The sequence below is a fragment of the Methylocystis sp. SB2 genome (assembly GCF_049817085.1).
In the GTDB taxonomy this organism is placed as follows: domain Bacteria; phylum Pseudomonadota; class Alphaproteobacteria; order Rhizobiales; family Beijerinckiaceae; genus Methylocystis; species Methylocystis rosea.
The window spans coordinates 324852-348454 of record NZ_CP187401.1; the positions used below are offsets into that span (position 1 = coordinate 324852).

The following is a 23603-nucleotide window of genomic DNA, read 5'->3' on the forward strand; positions in this document are numbered from 1 at the left end:
CGCATGTTCACGTTGCTTTACAATTTAGCAGACACGTCGATCTTGCGGCGTAATTATCGCTTCACATGCACAGATTTCGTCCGCCTGTTACGTCTTTGCAACACAAGCGCTTTTTTCACGTCGCGTCGGACACGGGGGGAGTCGCCAAATGGCGGGATGGGGCTTCGACCGCGCGTTGGCCCGTATTCAATCGCCGCTCCAGGCTTCCATAGGCCTGGAAATTCTAAATCGTCAGCGTCTAGGCTCAGCGGGGTCAGACGCTATTTGCCGGTACGCCGCGCGAAACTTGCGACACGCGCGGGAACGCGGTAATTTTTCCATAATGGCGAGGGGCGCCGCTAGCGCGGCTGAGAAGCACCCGTCGAACCTGATCCGGGTCATGCCGGCGTAGGGAAGGCCAGCGAAAGAGCGAACGGCGCGCCCGCGTCGACGCTACGATAGCGCATCCCTCCTTCGTCTTCCTGACTCAGCGTCCGCTTCCCTTGAAGAAGCGTGATGAAGGAGCGCGATCATGAACGTCCACGACAAGCGCATGCCGGCGAGCGTCACCACCGGGCCGATCGGAAAGTCGCGCAAGGTCTATTCCTCGCCCAAGGGCCGCGACGACATTCGCGTGCCTTGCCGCGAGATCCCGTTGGACCCGTCTTCGGGCGAGCCGCCGCTCCGGGTCTATGATCCGTCAGGTCCCTATACCTGCGCATCCTTCACGCCCGATCTTTCGGCGGGATTGCCCTCGGCGCGTCCCTGGCTCGCGACGCGCACAGGTCTCGAAACCTACCAGGGACGTGGAATCAAGCCCGAAGACAATGGCTTCGCTGAAGGCGAACGTCTGGTGCCGCCTTGCCCGGCGGAGCGTAGGCTTCATCGAGCGGCCGGGGCCTGCCCCGTCACTCAGTTCGAATTCGCTCGCGCCGGGATCGTCACGGAGGAGATGATCTATGTCGCGCATCGCGAGAATCTCTGCCGCGAGCGCGCGCTCGATGTCGCGAAGGAACGTATCGCCGACGGCGAGAGCTTTGGCGCCGCCATTCCCGAATTCGTCACGCCGGAATTCGTGCGCGCGGAAGTCGCGCGCGGCCGCGCCATCATTCCGGCGAATGTCAATCACCCGGAGCTCGAGCCGGTCATCATCGGCCGCAATTTCCTGGTGAAGGTCAACGCCAACATCGGCAACTCGGCCGTCACCTCTTCCGTTGCGGATGAGGTCGAAAAGATGGTGTGGGCGATCCGCTGGGGCGCCGACACGGTGATGGACCTCTCCACCGGCCGCAACATTCACAATATCCGCGACTGGATCATCCGCAACGCCTCCGTGCCGATCGGCACCGTGCCGATCTATCAGGCGCTGGAAAAGGTCGGCGGCGACGCGCTGAAGCTCGACTGGGAAGTTTTCAAAGACACGCTGATCGAGCAGGCGGAGCAGGGGGTCGATTATTTCACCATCCACGCCGGCGTGCGCCTCGCCTATGTGCCGCTGACCGCCAATCGCGTCACCGGCATCGTCTCGCGCGGCGGCTCGATCATGGCGCGCTGGTGCCTGTCGAAGCACAAGGAGAGCTTCCTCTACGAGCGCTTCGACGAGATTTGCGACATCATGCGCAAATATGACGTGTCCTTCTCGCTCGGCGACGGTCTGCGCCCCGGCTGCAACGCCGACGCCAATGACGCGGCGCAATTCGCGGAGCTGGAGACGCTTGGCGAATTGACGAAGATCGCCTGGGACAAGGGCTGTCAGGTGATGATCGAAGGCCCCGGCCATGTGCCGATGCACAAGATCAAAGCCAATATGGACAAGCAGCTCAAAGTCTGCGGCGAGGCGCCGTTCTATACGCTCGGGCCGCTCGTCACCGACATTGCGCCGGGCTACGATCACATCACGTCAGGCATCGGCGCCGCGATGATCGGTTGGTTCGGCACGTCGATGCTCTGTTACGTCACGCCGAAAGAGCACCTCGGCCTGCCGGATCGCGACGACGTCAAGACCGGCGTCATCACCTATCGCATCGCGGCGCATGCCGCCGATCTCGCCAAGGGCCATCCGGCGGCGCGCGAACGTGACGACGCGATGAGCCGCGCGCGTTTCGACTTCCGCTGGGAGGATCAGTTCGAGATCGGACTCGATCCCGACACGGCGCGCGAATTCCACGACGCAACGTTGCCGAAAGAGGCGCATAAGGTCGCGCATTTCTGCTCGATGTGCGGACCGAAATTCTGCTCGATGCAGATCACTCGCGATCTGCGCGAGGAGGCGAAAGAGATCGAACGCCAGAAGGGCATGGCCGAAAAGAGCGCGGAATTTTTGGAAAAGGGCGCCAGCATATACGTCGAGGCGAAGTAGGCCCGTAAGGCGAAAACGCCCGGCCGAAGCCGGGCGCTTTAGATTGCTTAGCTCTTTCCGATGACTTCGACGCGCACTTGTCCGGTGCCGCGTTCGATGAGGCCGAGCTGGGTCGCCGCGCCGCGCGAGACGTCGAGGCTGCGCCCCGTCCAGACCGCCGGTCCGCGGTCATTGATGCGCACGACCACCGAACGCCCGGCGTAGGTCAGGCGCAGACGCGTGCCCATCGGCAGGCTCCGGTGCGCCGCGGTCATGTCCCACATGTTGAACAGTTCGCCATTGGCGGTGTGGCTGTTGGGTTCGTAGCGGCGCGGGCCGCCGCCGTAGAATGACGCGTTGGCGGTGAAGCCCTGCGAAGCCTCCGCGTGATGCGAAGCATGATGCAAGTCATGGCGTGAGGCGTGATGGTGATGCGCCAGAGCCGGCGCCGTCGTCAGTGCAAGGATCGTCAGTACGCCACAGATACGATTCATTCAGGATTGCTCCGTTTACGCACAATGCGTGAGGGATGCTGACGAGCGCGTTGGCTTCGTCAAGCGCACAGTTTCCATCCGTCTGAATGGAGGCGAAGACAAATTAGTTAATTGTGAATTGTGGCAAAATATGTGTCGCCAATAGCCAGGCTTATATGCTCCTGTCTGTGCCAATTATTCTCGACAGCGTGCCAATGTATTCAATTTACTGGCGCTAAATGACTTTTACATATTGCTTTTTGCGTAACAATTGTGCAGTCTAAACTGGCTTAAGCGCTGCGGCGACGGGGAGTGACAAGAGCGAGCAGAGGCGGCAAACATGCGCGCCGGGGAGACTCGCCAATGACAGACGAAAAGCGCGCCGCGATCATCGGCGTCGTCACCGCTTCAGATCGCGCCAGCGCCGGCGTCTATGAAGATGAGAGCGGTCCGGCGATCGAGGCCTATTTACGCGCCGCGTTGACGACGCCCTTCCGCATCGAGAGGCGGATCATCCCCGATGGGCTTGAAAGCGTGCGCGATACGCTTATCGACTTGGCCGATACTGTCGGCTGCGACCTCATCGTCACCACCGGCGGCACAGGCCCGAGCCCCCGCGATCTGACGCCCGAGGCGACGCTCGCTGCCTGCCCGCGCGAACTGCCCGGCTTTGGCGAGCTGATGCGACAGGTCTCCCTGGCGCAGACGCCAACGGCGATCCTGTCGCGACAATTGGCCGCCCATCGCGGCAAATGTCTGGTGATCAATCTTCCGGGCAAGCCAAGGGCGATCGAACTCTGTCTCGACGCCGTCATGCCCGCGGTGCCGTACTGCCTCGATCTCATCGGCGCGGCCTATGTCGAGACCGATCCGGCGCGCGTCAAAAGCGTCCGTCCCAAACCCAAATAACCGCCCGTTCGGGCAGCCTGTGACGGCGGACTCAAGCTGCGCGCTTCTCATCGCGGCGCCTCGCCTGTATAGGAAAATGGCGCGTCACGAAAACCGAATCGAAGCCGCTAAGCTGCGGGAGGCGGGGGCGACTGAACATGAACGAACTGCGTTTGGTGGTAGTCGGCGCGGCGGGCCGCATGGGCCGGATGCTGACCCAGATCATACCCGATACTTTGGGCGTCCGATTGACTGCCGCTTTGGAGCGTCCCGGCTCTCCGGCGCTCGGCGCCGACAGCGGCGGCGGCGCGCCGAACGGCGTGCCGATCACGAGTGACGTCGGCGCCGCCCTCGGCGACGCTGACGCGATCGTCGACTTTTCGACCCCGAGCACCAGCGTGGAATTGGCTCGGGCGGCGGCGCGCGCGCGGGTGGCGCATATTATCGGCACGACCGGACTGTCTCAGGAAGATCTGGCCGCCATCGCCGAATGTGCGCGCGAAACGGCGATCGTGCGTTCCGGCAATATGAGCCTCGGCGTCAATCTCCTCGCCGTGCTGGTCGAACGCGCGGCGCGCGCGCTTGGACCGGCTTGGGACGCCGAGATCGTCGAAATGCATCACCGCCTCAAGGTCGATGCGCCATCAGGAACGGCGCTGCTGCTCGGCGAGGCGGTCGCGCACGGTCGCGGAATCGATCTCGGCGAGAACAGCGCGCGTGGGCGCGATGGTTTGACAGGTCCGCGGCGGATCGGCGAGATCGGATTTGCGAGCCTGCGCGGCGGCACGGTCGTCGGCGATCACACGGTCGTCTTCGCCGGAGCCGGCGAGCGCATCGAATTCTCGCACCGCGCCGAGGATCGGGGCGTGTTCGCCCGCGGCGCCCTGGCCGCGGCGCTATGGACCCGCGAGAAGGCCCCGGGGCTCTACTCCATGGCTGACGTGCTTGGCCTTACCGGCGCCTGATATCGACGAGAGTTTATGAGCATGAATCGCACTCTCGTTCTGGTTCGCCACGGTCAAAGCGAGTGGAACGCCAAAAACCTTTTCACTGGTTGGAAAAACCCCGATTTGACGCCGCTCGGCATTGAAGAGGCGCGCCGCGCTGGCCGCGAGCTGAAGAAGCGGGACATTCTGTTCAGCGTCGGCTTCACTTCCGCTTTGCTGCGCGCGCAACACACGATCGATCTCATTTTTGAGGAGCTGGGCCAGACGAACGTCCCGACCATCAAGGATCGCGCGTTGAACGAGCGCCATTACGGCGATCTTTCCGGGCTCAACAAGGACGAGGCGCGCGACAAATGGGGCGAAGAGCAGGTGCATCTTTGGCGACGCTCATATGACGTGCCGCCCCCCGGCGGCGAGAGCCTGAAGGACACCGTCGCGCGGGTCGTGCCCTTCTATGTCCAGCGCATTCTGCCGCCGGTGATGCGCGGCGAACGGGCGCTGGTCGCCGCGCATGGCAATTCGCTGCGCGCGCTCTGCATGGTGCTGGAACAGATGACGCCCGAGAGCGTAACGACCCTCGAACTCACGACCGGCGTTCCGATCATCTATCAGCTCAACGCCGATTCGACGGTGGCGTCGAAGACGGTGTTGGCTTAGCGTCGGCGCGGCGGAAGCGTCAATCTCATGCAGCGCGACGGGACGGTGCGCGAAGGCGTGCCGCTGCAACAAGGTCAGAATCAGCTCTTCGCGCGACGCGTGATGTTGGCGGAAGCGCGTTGTGGTTTGCGAATTTCAATGTAATCGAGGAACTCACCGATGACTCAGCGGCGTGTGGACGGCGTCGCAAGTCGGGTCACTCAGGTCCCTTTGAACATCGCCTGAACCCTCTCGGCCAATTCATCGAGCGTGAACGGCTTGCGCAAGAGCTCCATATTCGGGGCCAGTTGTAATGTCTCCGTCGATTTGCCCGCGTATCCGGTAATAAGCAGGATCGGCAGATGAGGGTGCGCGGCTCGGGCGGCGTCAGCCAATTGAAGTCCGCCCAACCCGGGGAGGCCAACATCGCTGATCAAGAGGTCCAACGGCGCGCCTGACTCTATTATTTTCAATCCTGCCGTCCCATCACAGGCTTCAATTGTATCGTAGCCCATTTCAGCGAGGGCGCCGACAATTAGAGAGCGCACCTCCTCTTGATCCTCGACGACCAGGGTTTTTCCTTGATGCGTAGCGCGGGGGGAATCGAATTTTGCCCCGGTCGGCGGCTGGTCTTTGGCGGCTGGGGATGGAAGCGGCGCGTGTCCCGGCAGATAAATTCGCGCTCTGGTCCCCTCGCCAGGGGCGCTTTCGATTCGCACGTGCCCGCCAGATTGTTTGACGAAGCCGTAAACCTGCGACAGGCCCAAACCCGTCCCCTGTCCCGTGGGCTTTGTTGAAAAAAACGGTTCGAAAACGCGGCTGAGCAGATCATGACTCATCCCCACGCCGCTATCCGTCACCTCGATCTCAACATAGTCTCCTGGCTCCACATCGGGATCGGAAGAATCGCGCGCTAACGTCCGATCGGCGGTCGCGATCCTGAGCGCGCCGCCTTGCGGCATGGCGTCCCGCGCGTTGATTGCGAGATTCAACAAGACGCTCTCGAGCTGGGAGGGATCGCAGCTCACGCTCCAGCGGCAGCCCAAGCGTAGATCCAGATGGATTTCGGGCCCCAACGTTCGGCGCAGCATTTCCTCTATGCCTGCCACGAGCTTGTTGGGGTCGATCTCCCGCGGCAACAACGTCTGTCGACGCGAGAAGGCCAGCATGCGGTTGGTGAGGCTGGAGGCGGTCGTCGACGCTTTCCGTATCGCCGCCAGGGGGCCGTCAATCGCGTTCGCGCGCCCAAGTGCAATCTGGCGTTCGATCACATTAAGGGAAGCGACGATGACTTGAAGCACATTATTGAAGTCGTGCGCGATGCCGCCGGTCAATTGGCCGAGCGCTTCCATTTTTTGCGCCTGGGCCAGCTGCTCCTCGCTCGCGAGCAGCGCAGCGTTAGCGTGACGTAGCTGCTCCATGGAAGGAAGGGCGAGGAAATTCGGCATAGCCCACCATAATGCGACCGCCGTCGCTACGGAGGCGATCGCAGTTGCCGCTTTGACGAGCCCCTGCAAGCCGTAGAGCGGGGCCCAGAGGGTGAAAAGATCGAACAAATGCGTCATGCCGCACAGCAGGATGAACGCGGCAAATAGCCCTAACAGCGGCCGAAATATGAGATCGCTCCTCCGCTTTCCCACAATCACGAGCGTCAGGGGGATGGAGAAATACGCCAGCGCGATAGTGGCGTCGGAAACCGCATAGAGCCAGATCAGTCCCGGTTCCCATAGCAAGCAGTATCCATGCGGCGACAGGCCAGAGGTGTCAAAAAGCCACTCGCTCAGTGCAGATAGCATGTAACCAGCTCCAGAAAAGAATTGCAGAAGCATTGAGAGCTGGGCGCGTGACGGACGAAGCCTTCAGCGTTGCTTTGCGCGAACGCTTTAGTGTCGCCTGTGCCTTTGCCTCACATGAAAGATCTCGCTTAATCTTCTAGCACGATCGTTGTCGCTGCGGCGCCCAGCAACATTTCGGTCGAAATGCTGCTCACCCACAATGCGCTGCAGATTGGTTCAGCCGTGCGCGAGGCGTTTCAGCCATAGCGCCGGATAGACGAAACGCCCGTTCGGCGCCACATCTCGCTTCATGTCTGAAATCGCGCCCGGCGCGTTCCATTATCCGAGCTTTCTCGACGCTGCGGCGCAGGCGGCCCTGGCTGAACAGATCGCAAAGGTCATCGCCGCCGCGCCGCTCTATGTCTCGACCATGCCGAAGACCGGCGCTCCAATGTCGGTGCGAACGACGAATTGCGGCGCGCTCGGCTGGGTCAGCGATAAGGAACGGGGCTACCGCTACGAGCCGCGCCATCCCCAGACCGGGAATCCCTGGCCGGCGATGCCGCAAAGGCTTCTCGAATTGTGGAACGAACTCGCGCATTACCACAAGCCGCCTGAAGCCTGTCTGGTGAATGTCTATGACGCAACGGCGCGCATGGGCCCCCACCAGGATAGGGATGAAGCCGATTTCGACGCGCCGATTCTCTCTTTGTCGCTTGGTGCCGACTGCCGCTTTAAGCTTGGCGGAACGCGGCGCGGCGATCGCGCGATCGCCCTGACGCTATCGTCCGGAGACGCGCTCGTCCTCTCCGGACCCGCCAGAATGCGCTACCACGGCGTCGACAGGATATTGCCGACGATCGGGGCGCCTATGCCGCCAGCGCTCGCGGCGCTTGGCGCGCGCGTCAATCTGACGCTTCGGCGCGTGACTTAAGCCTCGGGTTCAGCGGGCGTTCACCGCTTTCGGGATAATGTCCCAAGAAGTAAACCTAACCTCCGGCGTAGTTGTCTTGAACGCCGGCTTCGTTGTAGTTTCTAACCGGTCTAAAGAGCGTCGGCGAGGCGCCAACATTTGGCCGGGCGCATTTTTAAAAAGGGCGGGCGCGACGCGAACGCCGGGAAGAGGAAAGGAACAAGGATGAAGACAATTTCCCTGCTGACGTTCGCCGCGAGCGTCGCTTTCGCCGCATCCGCCGGCCAGGCTCTCGCCGCTGGCGATCCAGCTGCGGGCGAAAAAATCTTCGCGAAGTGCAAAGCCTGCCATCAGGTCGGTGAAACCGCCAAGAACGCCGTCGCGCCGCAGCTCAACGGCATCGACGGCCGCAAGGCGGGCTCCGTCGAGGGCTACAACTATTCCGAGGCTGACAAGAATTCCGGCATCGTCTGGGATGAGGCCAGCTTCAAGGAGTTCATCAAGAATCCCAAGGCCAAGATCCCTGGCACCAAGATGATCTTCCAGGGCCTGCCCAACGATGCGGACCAGGAAAACGTGTGGGCCTATCTCGTTCAGTTCGGCCCCGACGGCAAGAAAAAGTAAGCGCGCATCATCTGACGTGACGTTTCTGGCGGTCCTGTTCTCAGGGCCGCCTTTTTTGTTGCGCTCTCGCATAAGGAGGCGAATCAGGCGCGATACGCAAGGTTCAGGGTGTGTGGAAAATACAACAGTCAAGAATAGAGTAACGAGTTCGTCTTTAGAAGAATTCCAGATGAATATCGTTTTTACGTCGTAATTCAGCAACACTCAGTTACAATCGGAAACAATAGTTGGAAGCCTTCCATTCTATGTCGTTGTCATAATTGACAGTTTTCAAGGACAAACCTTAACCATTGCCTAGTCGCGTCTTGAGCCGCGCGGAAGGGGCAGACATGATTAAGAAGCAATCCCTGTCAGTACAGACGCTCTCCTCCCTTGCAGGGGCGTTTGACCGGATGACAGGTGCGGCTTCGGTCGGCGCACTGACTCTTGCCGCAGCGCTGACGCCCACGCTTCCCGCTCTTGCGCAAACCCAGTCCGGGCCCCTGCCACCGATACGAGTCGAGGCGCCGCCGGAGAAACCCCGTGCGGTCGCGCAGGCGAAGCCGAAACCTGTCGCTTCGCAGGCGCGCTCCGCGAGCGGCGCCCAAAAGTTGCCGCCCATCGACGTTGGAGGCGCGCGGCGCAGCGCTCGGGTCGCGCCCGTGCGCTCCGCCTTGGTCACAGGGGCGACCGTCTCGAGCGGGACTGTCGGAGCGGCCTCGACCGGCGCGGGCAGCGCGGCCTTCGCTGCGGCCGTCGCCAATGTCGGCCGTAACCCGACCGACGTTCATGGCTACTTCGCAGGGAGAATTTCAACCGCGACGAAGACCAACACGCCGATACTCGACATACCGCAGTCGGTCACCGTTCTGACGCGACAGCAGCTCGACGATCGCAACAGTCTCGCGCTGGAAAACGCCTTGGCCTACGTCCCCGGCGTAACGGTGGCGCAGGGCGAGCGTAACCGCGACCAGATCACCATTCGCGGGCAAAATACGACAGCAGATTTCTACATCGACGGCGTGCGCGACGACGCGGAATATTATCGCGATCTCTACAACATCCAGGCGGTCGAAGTGCTGAAAGGCCCCAGCGCGCTGATCTTCGGCCGCGGCGGCGGCGGCGGCGTGGTCAACCGCGTCACCAAGAAGGCCGACGGCGAAACGATAAACGATCTTCGGTTCGTCACCGGCAGCTTCGGCCGCAAGCGCATCACCGCCGACTTCGGGCGGGCGGTCACCGACACGATCGCCGTGCGTCTCAACGCGCTCTACGAACAGTCCTACGGCTATCGCGACTTCGACAAGCTCGAGCGCTGGGGCGTCAATCCGGCGCTGTCATGGAAGCCTTTCGAGAACACCTTCGTGCTGTTCAATTACGAGCATTTCCGCGATCGCCGAACGGTGGATCGCGGCGTGCCGTCATTCGGTGGGTTCCAGTTCCTCGGCGAGAACATTTATCCGGGCTATCCGCTGCCAACCCCGCGTTCGGCTTTCTTCGGCGTCGGCAATCCATCCGTGCGTGACGTGAACTACTCCAGAATCAACATGGACCGCGCCGCTCTCGTGATCGATCATACGACCGAGTTCGGGTTGAACATCCGTAATCAGCTCGCCTGGGCGAATTACGACAAGCTATATCAGAACACATTCCCCGATCAGACGCTGGGACAGTTGTCGCAGCAACTCAATCCGGCGCTGAACGGGCTAAGTCCGATCACGATCACGCCGGTGGGTGTCGCGAGACTCGACGGCTACCTCGCGCCGACGCCGCGACGCAATATCTTCAACCAGACGGACTTGACCTATAAATTCGAGATGGCGCCCGAGATCCGCCACTTGCTGCTCGTGGGCGCGGAGTTCGGCAATCAATGGTCTTTTACGGGAAGAGACATCTCGCGGTTCAACAATCCGTTCAACGGGCCGCGAAGGCTGACGACTCCGTTCTGGGCTCCGACGGTTTACGCGCCGGTCTTCTTCGACAACTACTTTGATACGGCGACGCGGCGTTGGAACACGAACCTCGACATTGGCTCTGGCTATGTCCAGGATCAGATCGAGGTGACCAAATATTTCGATGTTCTCGCCGGCGTACGGTTCGACAGCTTCCATATGAGGTTCAACGACGGGATCACCTTCGAAAACCAGAGCCGCCTCGATAACAAGTGGTCGCCGAGATTCGGTCTGATTTTCAAACCCGTGGAGATCGTTTCCCTATACGGAACCTATTCGCGCTCGTTCCTGCCGCAGTCGGGCGATCAGTTCAATCAGCTGCCGAGGTCGGCCGCGAGTCTGGCGCCGCAGGGCTTCGAAAATATCGAGTTCGGCTTCAAGGCGCAGCTTCTGCCGACGTTGCTGTTCACTGGCGCAATCTATCAATTGAACCGTTCGAACCAGGCGTTGACGCTGACTGCGCTGACCTCCGTTCTCGCCAATACGCGCACGCAAGGCGCGGAACTCGGACTCACCGGCAATGTGACCGACGAATGGCAGGTCTCGCTCGGATACGGACATCAGGACGCGCGCGTGGTGTCGACCGATGCCGCCTTCAATCCGCGGCAGCCCTTCCTGACGGATGTCGGCAAGGTTAATCCGTCGGTTCCAAGAAACACATTCTCATATTGGAACCGTTACGATTTGTCGTCGTTCGTTGGCGGGGGTCCCGGCGTTCTCGGAGTCGGCGCCGGCGTGATCTATGCTTCGAGCTTCTACCCGTCTCTCGACAACAGGGTGATCGTGCCCGGTTACGCGCGCGTTGACGGCGCGCTTTTCGTGAAGGTGACGGAAAACATCTCCGGCCAGCTCAACATCGAGAACCTCACCGGCGCCTACTACTACGCATCGGCGCACAACAACAACAACATCATGCCCGGCGCACCGCGCTCGGCCTATGTCACTGTCAATGCGAGGTTCTAGCCTGCGAAACATTGCCGGCCGCGGATTGGCTTGCATGGCCGGCCTTGGCGCCTGTGAAAATCCGTAACTCGACGCCGCGCAAGCATGCGGCGCCGGGTTAAAGCTCTTGCGCCGCGCCCGCTGGTCCTGCACCTAGGGCGCCGTGACCCGCAAACCCGACGAAATATCCGCCGATCTGATGCAGCCGCTGGCGACTCTGCCGGTGTTCTATGCCCTTGCGGGGCGTCGCGTGCTGGTCATTGGCGGCGGCGAAGCGGCGGCCTGGAAGGTCGATTTGGCGGCCGCGACCGGCGCGCGGGTAGACGTTTTTGCGCCGGCGCCCTGTGACAAGCTTCGCGAGATCGGAGCGGCGCGCGACAATGTCTCCATCCATCCGCGCGCCGTCGCGCCGGAAGATTTCGCCGGCGCGGCGATGGCGCTCGGCGCAGTGGAGGACGACTCGCTCGCGCGTCAGGCCCATCAGTGGGCGCGCGCGGCCGGCGTGCCGATCAATCTCGCCGATCGGCCTGCGCTCAGCGATTTCATTATGGGCGCTATCGTCAACCGCTCGCCGCTCGTGATCGGGGTCTCGACGGGCGGCGCGTCGCCGGTTTTCGCCCAGGCGGTGCGCGGCCGGATCGAGACGCTGGTGCCCGCGACATTCCAGGCCTGGGCGCGCGCGGCGCAGGCTTGGCGGCCGTTCGTGCGCACGTCCGGACTCGACTTTCTGGCGCGGCGCGATTTCTGGCGCCGCTTCACGCGGCTCGCCTTCCGCGACATCGAGCGCGCGCCGCAAGAGGACGACCGCGCGGCGCTGATAGAAGAGGCGCGCGCCGGCGCCAAGGCCACGGCGCGCGGACGCGTCACGCTCGTCGGGGCAGGGCCCGGCGATCCGGAGCTGCTGACGCTGAAGGGCATGCGCGCGCTCGCGGGCGCCGACGTCGTGCTCTTCGACGACCTGGTTCCGGCGAGCATTCTCGATCTCGCCCGCCGCGAAGCGACCCGCATCAACGTGGGAAAGCGCGGCTACGCGCCCTCGGTGCGCCAGGAGGAAATCAGCGCTCTGCTCGTCGAACTCGCGCGGGAGGGAAAGAACGTCGTGCGGCTGAAGGGCGGCGATCCGCTCATTTTCGGCCGCGCCAATGAGGAAATCGCCGCGCTGCGCGAAGCAGGCTTCTCCATAGAGATCGTGCCCGGCGTAACCGCCGCCTGCGCCGGCGGCGCTGCGATCGGCGCATCGCTCACGAGCCGGGAGACGGCACGGCGTTTGCAATTCATCACCGCGCACACGAAGGACGGCGAATTTCCCGAAGACTTCGATTGGGGCGCGCTCGCTGACGAACGCGCCACGACGGCCGTCTATATGGGCAACCGCACGCTGCCGGAATTGTCGCGTCGTCTGCTGCAGGAGGGCATGTCGCATGATACGCCCGCCTTCCTCATTGAACGCGCGTCCACGCCGCAAGAGCGGGTGGTCAAGGGCACGATCGCGGATTTGCCGTCAAAAGCGGCTGAACAGACCATCGTTGGGCCGGTGATGGTGCTGATCGGCTGGGCGCTGGCGGAGAACTGAATCAGCGCTATTGTTGGCAAACAGGCGCGAGCGGAGAAGCGATATGGCCTTCACGAGACGATCCGCTCTGCTTGCGTCGGGGCTTGGCTTGCTGTCCCCCACAGCGCTCGCCAAGGAGAACTCCAAACCGTCGCCCGTTCGCGAGCCAACCCAAAAACATCTGAACGAACTCAACGGCCTCGTCGTCGACGTCATGAGAAAAACCGGCGTGCCAGGGATGTCGGTCGCCGTCGTTTCGCCTGATCGCGTGCTCTATTTGAAAGGATTCGGCGTGCGCCGCGCCGGCGCGGCCGAACGCGTCGACGCCGACACGGTCTTCCAGCTCGCTTCGCTTTCCAAACCACTCTCCACGACGGCTGTCGCGAGCCTCGTCGGAGACGGCGTCGTTTCGTGGGATCATCCGATCGTGCGGAGCCTGCCGGATTTCGCGATGAGCGATCCGTGGGTCACGCGCGAGATCACGCTGCGCGACATGTTTTGCCATCGCAGCGGACTACCCGACCATGCCGGCGATCTTGTCGAAGATATCGGCTACGACCGCAACGAAATCATTCGCCGGCTGCGCTACATCAAACCGGACACCAGCTTTCGCACGCACTACGCCTACAACAATATGGGGTTTTCGGCGGCGGGTTTCGCGGCGGCGAAAGCGGCAGGCAAGTCCTGGGAAGATATTTGCGAGGAACATCTCTACAGGCCGCTCGGAATGGCGAACGCCAGTTCGCGCCACGCCGATTTCGCCGCGCGCAGGAACCGCGCCTTCGGCCATGTGCGTCGCGGCGACAGATGGGTGGTCGGCGAACAGCGAAATCCTGACGCTCAGGCGCCGGCGGGCGGCGCGTCGGCGTCCGTCCGCGACATGGCGACATGGGTAAGGATGCAGCTCGGACGCGGCGCCCTCGACGGCCGCGAGATCGTCAAGCCGGAGGCGCTCGCGGACACGCATTTCCCGCAGATCGCCACGGGACCGGCCCATGACCCGATGCGCGGACCAACCTTTTACGGTCTTGGCTGGGACATCGACTATGGCGGTCCGGCGCGGGTGCGCTGGAGCCATTCGGGCGCCTTCTCTCTTGGCGCCTCCACCTGCGTCTATGTCATGCCGGCGGAGCGGTTCGGCATTGTCGTGCTCAGCAATTCCGCGCCGGTCGGCGCGCCAGAAACCATCTGCCGCAGCTTCCTCGACATCGTGCTGACGGGGAAGATCGAACGGGACTGGCTCGCGCTCTTTGGCGAGGCTTTTGCGAAAATGGCGGTCCCCACATACGGTCGGGACGCCGATTACGCGAAGCCGCTCGCCAGCGCGCCGGCGCGCGCGTCGCGCGCGATATATGTCGGCGCCTACCGCAATGAGCTTTACGGACCCATCGGGGTCGTCGAAACGGCCGACGGGCTTTCGCTGACGCTCGGCCCGGCGCCCACACCCTATCCGCTGCGTCACTATTCAGGCGACATTTTCACCTTTCAGCCTCCGGGAGAAAACGCCAGCGGCGTCAGTCCGGTTAGGTTCTCTCGTAGCGGCGAAAAGGCGATGTCTGTCGTCATCGACTATTTCAACGCGAACGGTCAGGGCGTTTTCGTGCGCAGCTGAATCGATAGAAGCGACAGAAGATTTTCCTCGTCCGGCTTTGCCGCGACAAGCGTCTGCAAGCCGAGTTTTCGAAGCGGCGTCGCCACATGTTCGGACAGCGCGACATGCGTCATGTCGTGCAACGCCTCGGCGAGGCCGGCGGACTGCGCGAGCTGCAGGAAGATTTCCGCGCTGCGCTGGGAATAGTGCAGGACGGCGGTGACGCGCCGGGCGGCGATGTCGGATACGGCCTCGGCGGTCAGCGCCCGCGCCGCCCGCGCTTCGTAAACTTCGACCGTGTGGACCTCGTGGCCGGCGGCGCGCAGGCCCGCCTCCAGAATCGGCTGTCGGTCGCGCCCGGCCAGATAAAGGAAACGCGCCGCTCGCTGATACCGCTCGAGAAGACGCGGAAGAATGGCCTCGGCGTTCCCGGCGACGATATCTGGGTGGAAGCCAAGCGCGCGCGCTGCTTCGGCGGTTTTCTCGCCAACGGCGTGCAGCGGCGCCGCTCTGAATTGGCGCGCATCGCCAGCGAACTCGACGCCTTTCGCGCTGGTCACGATGACGGCGTCATAATCCCCATGGGGAATGACGGCGTCCGTGGCCGCGAACTCCAGCACCGGCGAGAGCACGGCTGCACAATTCAGCGCCTGCAGCTTCCCCGCGGTGCGCGCGGCGTCTTCAGCCGCGCGCAGCACCAGGACAAGATTCACATAAGCCCCGCGACGCCATGCGGCAGGCGCAGCAGAATTTCCTTGCCGGCGTCCGCGCCGATCAGCGCGGCGTCGATGGCGAGGCCCCGGCGGCGCACGACATAGGCTTCCGCGCCGTCGGCTCTGAGCACCTCGCCGACGAAGGACAGTTCGGCGCCGTGAACCTGCGCATGGCCGGCGATCGGCGTGCGGCAGGACCCATCGAGCGCCGCAAGGAAGGCGCGTTCGGCGATGAGCGCGAAGCCGGTGGCTTCGTCGAAGAGCGGCGCGAGCAGATCGCGCGTGGCGTCGTCGCCGGCCCGCCGCGTGAGGCCGATTGCGCCCTGTCCGCAAGCGGGGGGAAACTCTTCCAAGGAAAGCAGCGTCGTCGCGCGATCGGCGAGACCCAGCCGCTTCAACCCCGCGACCGCGAGGAGGGTCGCGTCGATCTCCCCGTTCTCGACTTTATTCAGGCGAGTCTCGACATTGCCGCGAAGCAGCGTCGTCACGAGATCTGGACGCCGGCGCTTCACCTGCGCGGCGCGGCGCAGCGAGGCGGTTCCGACGACGGCGCCTGCGGGAAGCGCATCGAGCGCGAGACCGCCGCGCGATATCCAGGCGTCGCGCGCATCCTCTCGCGGCAGATAGCCGGCGATGATGATTTCGCTCGGCAAATGCGTCGGCAGATCCTTCGAGGAATGCACGGCGAGATCAATCGTCCCCGCGATGAGCGCTGAATCGAGCTCTTTGGTGAAAAGCCCTTTGCCTCCTGATTCAGACAGAGGCCGATCCTGGATCTGGTCGCCCGTCGTGCGGATGATCTCGATCGGAAAATCCGATTCGCTTCCGCCATGGGCGCGCATCAGCGAGTCGCGGACCATGTGCGTCTGCGCGAGCGCAAGCGGACTGCCGCGCGTTCCGATGCAAAGGGAAGGGGGAGATGTCATTATCCGCCGCCGTTATCCGCGCGACTATAGGCGGGAACGCGCGAGGCGCAAGCGGAACAAACGCGGCGACGGAACTCCTCAAAAAGCGAGCGTCCGCTCGTCGGAGCGGACGCTCTTTTTTAGCTCCGCGGGCGAACTCTACGCGGCCCGGCGGACTGCTAAACTGATCACCACCAACCACCAAACAGGCCGCTTCCGAGACCCGCGCCGAGGCCAATGCCCGCGCCGAGACCGCCCAATCCTGCGCCGAGCAGGCCACCGCCGCCATAGCCGTAATAGCCCGGGCTGCCGCCCCAACCATACGAGCTGCCATAGGTCGGCCAAGCGGAGCCATAATAGCTGGCGCCGCCATAGCCATAATAGGCCGGACGGTAGCAGCGGGAGTAGCGCATCGGACGATACGCCGAACCCCAATAGGTGGGCCGCGCCGCGTAACCCCAATAGGTGCGCACCGGACGCGCGTAACCCCAGGTGGTTCCGCAGTGCCGATGCCAGCCGTAATGGGCACGGCAGTAATGCCTCGCCTCGGCGATGCTCGTGGAGCCGATCACGGCCGTCATTGCAATCGCGGACGTAAACGCCAAGGCCTTAATTTTGTTCGACGCCATTTTCACCTCCATACAGTTTAGACCGACAGCAACCTCAACCTTGACGCTAATTACCTCTTCGCCTTAGCCATAATTCTATTAAGCTCAAGATATGGCGTCGTCGGGGAAGCAACGATCTGCAGTGCCAACTTGTATCTATCGAGATCGTGTCAAGAGGGACGTCAGCGAATTCTTAGAAATTTAATGGAACTATCTTTAGCGTTGCATTAGTATACGTGGATTGGACGAAACAGCTAAGAATGATTGGTGTAAACCCTTTTCCAATCACAATTTTCGAACTTCCCGCCGTACGGCGGTATAAGCTCCGTTCCGCCGCTGAGAAGTTCAACGGCGCGGCTTTCTTGCGCAGGGAGTTCGCATGCGCGTTTTGGGCATTGAAACCACTTGCGATGAGACTGCGGTCGCGGTCGTCTCGGAGCGGCTGGGCGGCGAAGGCGGAGAGATCCTTTCCAATGAGGTGTTGAGCCAAATCGCCCGCCACGCCGCCTATGGCGGCGTCGTTCCGGAAATCGCGGCGCGGGCGCATATCGATGTCCTCGACCGGCTGATCAGACGCGCGCTGGAGCGGGCCAAGACCGAGGCGAAAGATCTTGATGGGATCGCCGCCGCGGCTGGTCCGGGACTGATCGGCGGCGTTCTCGTCGGGCTCACGGCCGGCAAGGCCATGGCGCTTGCCTTGGGCAAGCCATTCATCGCCGTCAATCACCTGGAAGCCCACGCGCTAACCGCGCGTCTGACGGACCGCCTGGACTTTCCTTTTCTGGCGCTCCTCATCTCCGGCGGGCACACGCAAATCGTCGCGGTGAAGGCCATCGGCGACTACCGCCGGCTGGGCTCCACCGTCGACGACGCTGCCGGCGAGGCCTTCGACAAGGTCGCCAAAATGCTGGAGCTGCCATATCCCGGGGGGCCGCAAATCGAGAAGCTCGCGCTTGAAGGCGACGCGCGACGATTCGACTTTCCGCGCCCGATGCTTGGCCGGGAAGGCGCCGACTTTTCCCTTTCTGGCCTCAAGACCGCGGTGCGGCAGGAAATCCTCAGACTGCCGACTGTGAGCGAAAAGGACGTCAGGGATCTTGCAGCCTCTTTCCAAGCTGCGATCGTCGACGTGATCGTGGACAGGGTGCGCTCCGGCGTGCGCCTCTTTACGGCAAGCGAGGGGCGAGCCCCGCAAGGCCTCGTGATCGGCGGCGGGGTCGCGGCCAACGGCGCCATTCGCCGCGCTCTTATGCGCCTTTGCGCCGAAAGCGGTCTCCGGTTCATTTCGCCGCCGGCGGCGCTGTGCGCCGACAATGGCGCGATCATCGCCTGGACCGGTCTCGAGCGCTTAAAACGCGGATTGACCGATGACCTCGACTTTGCGCCGCGGCCGCGATGGCCGCTCGACGCCGCGCCGAGCCGATCACACCACGGCAAGGCCTAGGGCGGTTCGATGCGCCTCCTTTTTTCTGCGGCGCTTGCGGCCATGACGCTTGCGCCAACGCCGCAGCCGGCCGGACTGCTCACCGAGGAGCCGACCTTCGCGGGCGTGCGCGTTTTCTACGGGCCCGGCGACGGTTTCGGCGCGGTCGACGGGCGGCTGATCAACGACGCGCGCCGCTCGATCGACATGGCCGCCTATGTTCTGACCGACCGCTCTCTGACGACGGCGCTCGGCCGCGCGGCCATGCGCGGCGTCAAGGTGCGGATCTATCTCGACGGTGAGGAGATGGGGCGCGGCGCGTCTGTGGTCGAGGAAATCGCCGACGCCCCGAATGTCGAAGTGCGCCGCAAAGGCCACGCGCGCGATTTAATGCATCTGAAATCATATCAGGTGGACGGTCGCGTCTTGCGCAGCGGCTCCGCGAATTTCAGCGTCTCCGGCGAAATCTATCAGGACAATGATTTGATCGTGATCGAGAGCCCACAGGCCGCCGCGCGGTTTCATCAAACTTTTGAAAGGCTATGGTCGCGTCCCGACAATCAGCGGATCGGCGTGCGATGACGCGCGCGACTGTCGCTGTTCTCGGCGCCGGCGCCTGGGGCGTCGCCCTCGCCAATGTCGCCGCGCAAGGCCGCGCGCGGGTGCCCTTATGGGCGCATGACCCTCAAGCCGCCGAAGCCCTGGCGCGCGACCGCGAGAATACGCGCCGATTGCCAGGTCTGCCGCTTGCTGCAGCCGTCGCCCCGACGAGCGACATTTCCGTCGTACGTGAAGCGGACATCGTGCTCGCCGTTACGCCCGCACAAGCGATCCGCATGACCGCGCGCGCCGCGCGACCGCATATGCGCGAGCGCGCCGCCTTTGTGATTTGCGCCAAGGGCATTGAACGCGATCGACGCAAGTTCCTGAGCGAAGTCGCGAAGGAAGAACTGCCCCACGTCGATGTCGCCGTGCTCTCGGGACCAAGCTTCGCGGCGGACGTGTGCAGAGGATTGCCGACGGCGGTGACTCTCGCGGCGCATGACGAAACGCTGGCGCGGCGCTTGAGCGAAGAGCTTTCGACGAAGACGTTTCGGCTTTATCGCTCGACCGACGTGCGCGGCGCCGAGATCGGCGGCGCAGCGAAAAACGTTCTCGCCATCGCCGCTGGAATGAGCCACGGCCGTGGGCTCGGCGCGAGCGCGCAGGCGGCGCTCATCGCACGCGGATTTGCCGAACTGATGCGTCTCGGGCGCGCGTTGGGCGCGCGTCAGGAAACATTGATGGGGCTTTCCGGATTGGGCGATCTCGTGCTCACCTGCGGATCGTCGCAGTCGCGTAACTTTGCGCTCGGCGAAGCGCTGGGGCAGGGACAGTCGGTGGAAGACGCCACGCATGGCAAGCTTGCGGAAGGCGCCTTTACGGCGCGCGTGTTAGTTGAAATGGCGCGCGCGCATGACGTCGAGTTGCCGATCGCTGAAGCCGTCGACTCCATTCTCTCCGCGCGGCTGAGCGTTGACGGCGCCATCGAAGCGCTGCTGATGCGTCCCCTCAAAGCTGAAGACTGATCGTCAGCGCCGCAACGAACGCTCGCTATTTCGAGTCAAGGATGTCGCGCATCTTCATCGCCAGCTGCTCCAAAGTGAACGGTTTGGTGAGCAGCTTGACGTCCTTGTCAAGAACGCCGTTGTGCACGATCGCGTTGCGCGTATAGCCGGTGATGAACAGAACGCGCAGGCTGTGTCTGCGAAACACCGCCTCGCGCGCGAGCCGGGCGCCGTCCATGTCGGGCATAACCACATCCGTGACCATCAGCGCGATGTCGGCGCGACGGCGAATGATGTCGATCGCCGCGCGTCCGTTCTCGGCCTCCAGAACCGAGTAACCCAATTCCCGCACGCCTTGCGCGGTGACGCGGCGCGCCGTGTCGTCGTCTTCGACGATCAGCACGAGTTCTTCCGGTCTTCCGAGCGGAAGTTCGAGAGGTCTCGGACGCGGTAGGGGCAGCTCGGTGGGCGATTCGACCTGATTGAAACGCGGCAGATAGAGCTTGATGCAGGTTCCGCGTCCCGGCTCGGAATAGATTTTGACCTGGCCGCCAGATTGTTTGACGAATCCATGGACCTGCGAAAGGCCGAGCCCGGTACCCTTGCCTGCGGGCTTGGTGGTGAAGAACGGATCGAACGCTTGCGACAAGACCTCGGGCGGCATGCCTTGTCCGGTGTCGGTCACGGCGATCATCACATACTGGCCTGGGTTCACTTCCATGTTTTCGCTGGCGTAGGCGTCATCAAGATAGCAGTTGGCCGTCTCGATCGTCAGCTTGCCGCCGTCCGGCATGGCGTCGCGCGCATTGACCGCGAGATTGACGATGGCGCTTTCCAGTTCGTGCTGATCGATTTTTGTGGCCCACAAGCCGCCGGCGAGAACGGTTTCAAGTTCGATCTTTTCGCCGAGGGCGCGGCGCACCATGTCCGAGACGCTGGAGACGAACTTGTTGGGGTCGAGCGGGCGCGGCGACAAAGGCTGGCGGCGCGAGAATGCGAGAAGCCTGCGAACCATCGCGGCGGCGCGATCGGCGCCGTCCATCGCTGAATCGATCAGCTGAATATAATCGTCGCTCGAGTTCGCAAGCTTTCGCCGCAACAGATGCAGACTCGCGACGATGACGCCGAGCATATTGTTGAAGTCATGCGCGATGCCGCCGGTCAGGTGGCCGAGCGCTTCGAGTTTTTGCGACTGCCGCAACTGCGACTCGAGCGCTTCCCGGCGTGTCGTTTCCCCAATCAGCTGGTCATAGGCGGTCTTTAATGAGTCGCGTGACGTTTGCAGCGCGTTCATCTGCTTCTGGGCATTGAGAAACGAAAAAGCGGCAAGCGCGAAGATGATGCCGCCGATGGCCCAAACGGCCGCGTCGAATTCGCCGCCGGCGGCGTTGACCTCGCGCTCTCGCGCATCGAACAAGTTTTGCTCATTTTCAGTCATCGTGTCGATGAGCGCGTGGAGCCGGTCCATCAGCGCCTTTCCGCGCCCGGACTTGACGATCTGCACCGCCTCGTCGAGCCGGTGTGCGCGCGTATCTGCGATCGCCTCATTGATGATCTCGACCCTTTCGCCAAGCAGCGGCTGCATTTCCGCGACGATCTCGAGCTGCTTGGGATTGTCTCTCACGCGCTCTGACAGCCGGTCGACAATGACGGGCAATTTGCGCATCGCTTCGGAGCTGGCGTCCAGATAGCGTTCGTCCTGGGTGATGATAAAACCGCGCTGACCGCTCTCGGCGGCCTGCAGCAGTCCGTAAAGCTGATAAAGATCGCTTTGCACTTGAATGGTGTGGCGCAGCCATGCGCCAGCTTCACGGCGCTGCAATTCGGCGCGCAGGGCGACATAGCTGGCGAGCGCAAGCACCGCGAATCCGAGCGCTATGCCAAACAGTCCAGAAGCGACGAGTTTACGTGTCGGAGACATTTTGTTCCGGCGACTGGATGGACGCGCGCCACTCTACGACGCACGTCCCAAATGCGAAAGTTCAGGGGACCTGTCGCACTGCGCCTTTGGCCGCGCTCGTCGTCATTGAGGCGTAGGCGCGTAGCGCCGTGGTGATTTTGCGAGGCCGCGCCTTGGCCGGAGCGAAGCCTTTCGCGGATTGTTCGGCGCGCCGCGTCGCCAGTTCGTCCTCGCTAACGGCGAGCGTAATGCTTCGCGCCGGAATGTCGATTTCTATTCTGTCGCCGTCCCGCACCAAGGCGATCGCGCCGCCCTCGGCCGCTTCGGGAGAGACATGGCCGATCGAAAGCCCGGCCGTGCCGCCGGAGAATCTTCCGTCCGTCACCAGCGCGCAGACCTTGCCGAGTCCCTTCGATTTCAGATAGCTCGTCGGATAGAGCATTTCCTGCATGCCGGGCCCGCCGCGCGGGCCTTCGTAGCGGATGACGACCACCTCGCCAGCCTTTACGTCGCCCGTCAGAATGCCCGACACCGCCGCGTCCTGACTTTCATAGACCCTGGCGGGGCCGGCGAATTTCAAGATCGAATCGTCAACGCCGGCCGTTTTCACGATGCAGCCGTCGATAGCGAGATTGCCGGTAAGCACGGCGAGGCCGCCATCCTTGGAGAAGGCGTGCGCCGCGTCACGTATCGCGCCTTTTTCGCGGTCGGCGTCGAGCTCTTTATAGCGGCGGTCCTGGCTGAACGCGACTTGCGTCGCCACGCCGCCCGGCGCGGCGCGAAAGAACGTGCGCGCGGTTTCGCTCTGCGTGACGGCGATGTCCCAGCGCGCCACGGCGTCGCTGACCGAAGGACTGTGGACGGTCGGAAGCTCGCCGTGCAGCAGACCGGCGCGCAGTAATTCTCCGAGAATGGCGAAGACGCCGCCGGCGCGATGCACGTCTTCAAGATGAACGTCGGGCGCGGAGGGCGCGACCTTGCACAGCACCGGCACCCGCCGCGACAGGCGGTCGATGTCGGCCATGGTGAAATCGACCTGCGCCTCGTGCGCTGCCGCGAGTAGATGCAACACGGTGTTCGTCGAGCCGCCCATCGCGATGTCGAGCGTGATGGCGTTCTCGAAAGCTTCAAAACTCGCGATCGAACGCGGCAGCACGCTTTCGTCGTCCTGTTCATAGTAGCGGCGCGCGAGATCCACGATGAGATGGCCGGCTTCGACAAACAGCCGCCGGCGATCCGCATGGGTCGCGAGGGTCGAACCATTGCCGGGAAGCGACAGCCCCAGGGCCTCGGTCAGGCAGTTCATGCTGTTCGCCGTGAACATGCCGGAGCATGATCCGCAGGTCGGACAGGCGGAGCGCTCGATGGTGGCGACGTCGGCTTCGCTGACCGTGTCGTCCACGCCGGCGACGATCGCATCGACAAGATCGAGCGCGTGCTCCTTGCCAGCGAGCACGACCTTGCCGGCCTCCATCGGGCCGCCGGAAACGAACACCGCCGGAATGTTAAGGCGCAGCGCCGCCATCAGCATGCCGGGCGTGATCTTGTCGCAATTCGAAATGCAGACCAGCGCGTCGGCGCAATGCGCGTTGACCATGAATTCGACGCTGTCGGCGATGAGATCGCGCGAGGGCAGCGAATAGAGCATCCCGTCGTGGCCCATAGCGATGCCGTCATCGATCGCGATGGTGTTGAACTCTTTCGCGACGCCGCCGGCCTTTTCGATTTCGGCGGCGACAAGCTGGCCGAGATCCTTCAAATGCACATGGCCCGGAACGAATTGGGTGAAGGAATTGGCGACCGCGATGATCGGTTTGCCGAAGTCCTCCTCCTTCATGCCAGTCGCGCGCCAGAGGCCGCGCGCGCCAGCCATGTTGCGGCCGTGGGTCGTCGTGCGTGAATGATAAGGAGGCATTGA

Annotated in this window: 19 protein-coding genes and 1 riboswitch; of the genes, 12 read left to right on the forward strand and 7 right to left on the reverse strand. The window is 63.0% G+C overall.

What is annotated here, in order from left to right:
- The first annotated feature begins 318 nt into the window (after positions 1–318).
- Positions 319–412: riboswitch (TPP riboswitch) on the forward strand.
- Positions 413–511: 99 nt separating this feature from the next.
- On the forward strand, positions 512–2338 hold the full coding sequence (thiC, locus tag ACPS74_RS01700; RefSeq protein WP_029648839.1) for a phosphomethylpyrimidine synthase ThiC: 1827 nt from the start codon (positions 512–514) through the stop codon (positions 2336–2338).
- 47 nt (positions 2339–2385) lie between these two features.
- On the opposite strand, the gene ACPS74_RS01705 is transcribed toward thiC, so the two are convergent.
- Positions 2386–2811, reverse strand: a complete 426-nt coding sequence (locus ACPS74_RS01705) for a septal ring lytic transglycosylase RlpA family protein (protein WP_029648840.1) — start codon at positions 2809–2811, stop codon at positions 2386–2388.
- 342 nt (positions 2812–3153) lie between these two features.
- Between ACPS74_RS01705 and mog the strand changes: the two genes are divergently transcribed.
- From mog to ACPS74_RS01720, 3 genes are all read left to right on the forward strand, one after another.
- Positions 3154–3699 carry a molybdopterin adenylyltransferase gene (mog, locus tag ACPS74_RS01710; protein WP_029648841.1) on the forward strand — a complete coding sequence of 182 codons (546 nt, stop codon included), beginning with the start codon at positions 3154–3156 and terminating at the stop codon, positions 3697–3699.
- 137 nt (positions 3700–3836) lie between these two features.
- Positions 3837–4643: a 4-hydroxy-tetrahydrodipicolinate reductase gene (gene dapB / locus ACPS74_RS01715; RefSeq protein ID WP_029648842.1), complete on the forward strand. Its 807-nt coding sequence runs from the start codon at positions 3837–3839 to the stop codon at positions 4641–4643.
- A gap of 15 nt (positions 4644–4658) precedes the next feature.
- A complete protein-coding gene (locus ACPS74_RS01720; protein WP_018408349.1) occupies positions 4659–5282 on the forward strand; it encodes a 2,3-bisphosphoglycerate-dependent phosphoglycerate mutase in 624 nt (207 codons plus the stop codon).
- 200 nt (positions 5283–5482) lie between these two features.
- On the opposite strand, the gene ACPS74_RS01725 is transcribed toward ACPS74_RS01720, so the two are convergent.
- A complete protein-coding gene (locus ACPS74_RS01725) occupies positions 5483–7090 on the reverse strand; it encodes an ATP-binding protein (RefSeq protein ID WP_244471400.1) in 1608 nt (535 codons plus the stop codon).
- A 256-nt stretch (positions 7091–7346) separates the two neighbouring features.
- On the opposite strand from ACPS74_RS01725, the gene ACPS74_RS01730 reads away from it, so the two are divergent.
- The 5 genes from ACPS74_RS01730 (at position 7347) to ACPS74_RS01750 (ending at position 14610) form a co-directional block, all read left to right on the forward strand.
- Complete coding sequence (locus ACPS74_RS01730) at positions 7347–7970, forward strand: alpha-ketoglutarate-dependent dioxygenase AlkB (RefSeq protein WP_029648844.1); 624 nt, start codon at positions 7347–7349, stop codon at positions 7968–7970.
- 204 nt (positions 7971–8174) lie between these two features.
- Complete coding sequence (locus ACPS74_RS01735; RefSeq protein ID WP_029648845.1) at positions 8175–8573, forward strand: cytochrome c-554; 399 nt, start codon at positions 8175–8177, stop codon at positions 8571–8573.
- Between the two features lie 392 nt (positions 8574–8965).
- Complete coding sequence (locus ACPS74_RS01740; RefSeq protein WP_029648846.1) at positions 8966–11467, forward strand: TonB-dependent receptor; 2502 nt, start codon at positions 8966–8968, stop codon at positions 11465–11467.
- Positions 11468–11609: 142 nt separating this feature from the next.
- Positions 11610–13019, forward strand: a complete 1410-nt coding sequence (gene cysG / locus ACPS74_RS01745; RefSeq protein WP_029648847.1) for a siroheme synthase CysG — start codon at positions 11610–11612, stop codon at positions 13017–13019.
- A 43-nt stretch (positions 13020–13062) separates the two neighbouring features.
- Positions 13063–14610, forward strand: a complete 1548-nt coding sequence (locus tag ACPS74_RS01750; RefSeq protein ID WP_029648848.1) for a serine hydrolase — start codon at positions 13063–13065, stop codon at positions 14608–14610.
- Here ACPS74_RS01750 and ACPS74_RS01755 read toward each other — a convergent pair.
- The 3 genes from ACPS74_RS01755 to ACPS74_RS01765 form a co-directional block, all read right to left on the reverse strand.
- A complete protein-coding gene (locus ACPS74_RS01755; protein WP_029648849.1) occupies positions 14586–15302 on the reverse strand; it encodes a uroporphyrinogen-III synthase in 717 nt (238 codons plus the stop codon). The genes ACPS74_RS01750 and ACPS74_RS01755 overlap by 25 nt on opposite strands.
- A complete protein-coding gene (gene hemC / locus ACPS74_RS01760; protein WP_029648850.1) occupies positions 15299–16228 on the reverse strand; it encodes a hydroxymethylbilane synthase in 930 nt (309 codons plus the stop codon). Before hemC ends, ACPS74_RS01755 begins: the two co-directional genes overlap by 4 nt.
- 167 nt (positions 16229–16395) lie before the next feature.
- Complete coding sequence (locus tag ACPS74_RS01765) at positions 16396–16836, reverse strand: hypothetical protein (protein WP_239754488.1); 441 nt, start codon at positions 16834–16836, stop codon at positions 16396–16398.
- A gap of 358 nt (positions 16837–17194) precedes the next feature.
- Here ACPS74_RS01765 and tsaD point away from each other — a divergent pair, with 358 nt between their 5' ends.
- The 3 genes from tsaD to ACPS74_RS01780 are packed head-to-tail and all read left to right on the forward strand — an operon-like array spanning position 17195 to position 19806.
- Positions 17195–18259, forward strand: a complete 1065-nt coding sequence (gene tsaD / locus ACPS74_RS01770) for a tRNA (adenosine(37)-N6)-threonylcarbamoyltransferase complex transferase subunit TsaD (RefSeq protein ID WP_029648852.1) — start codon at positions 17195–17197, stop codon at positions 18257–18259.
- Positions 18260–18268: 9 nt separating this feature from the next.
- Positions 18269–18820: a phospholipase D-like domain-containing protein gene (locus tag ACPS74_RS01775; RefSeq protein WP_029648853.1), complete on the forward strand. Its 552-nt coding sequence runs from the start codon at positions 18269–18271 to the stop codon at positions 18818–18820.
- Positions 18817–19806: an NAD(P)H-dependent glycerol-3-phosphate dehydrogenase gene (locus ACPS74_RS01780; RefSeq protein ID WP_029648854.1), complete on the forward strand. Its 990-nt coding sequence runs from the start codon at positions 18817–18819 to the stop codon at positions 19804–19806. Before ACPS74_RS01775 ends, ACPS74_RS01780 begins: the two co-directional genes overlap by 4 nt.
- Positions 19807–19831: 25 nt before the next feature.
- Here ACPS74_RS01780 and ACPS74_RS01785 read toward each other — a convergent pair whose 3' ends face one another.
- Both ACPS74_RS01785 and ilvD read right to left on the reverse strand, forming a co-directional pair.
- Positions 19832–21706, reverse strand: a complete 1875-nt coding sequence (locus tag ACPS74_RS01785; protein WP_029648855.1) for a CHASE3 domain-containing protein — start codon at positions 21704–21706, stop codon at positions 19832–19834.
- 61 nt (positions 21707–21767) lie between these two features.
- Positions 21768–23600 (reverse strand): dihydroxy-acid dehydratase, encoded by a 1833-nt coding sequence (gene ilvD / locus ACPS74_RS01790; protein ID WP_029648856.1) that lies wholly within the window; start codon positions 23598–23600, stop codon positions 21768–21770.
- Positions 23601–23603: the final 3 nt, after the last annotated feature.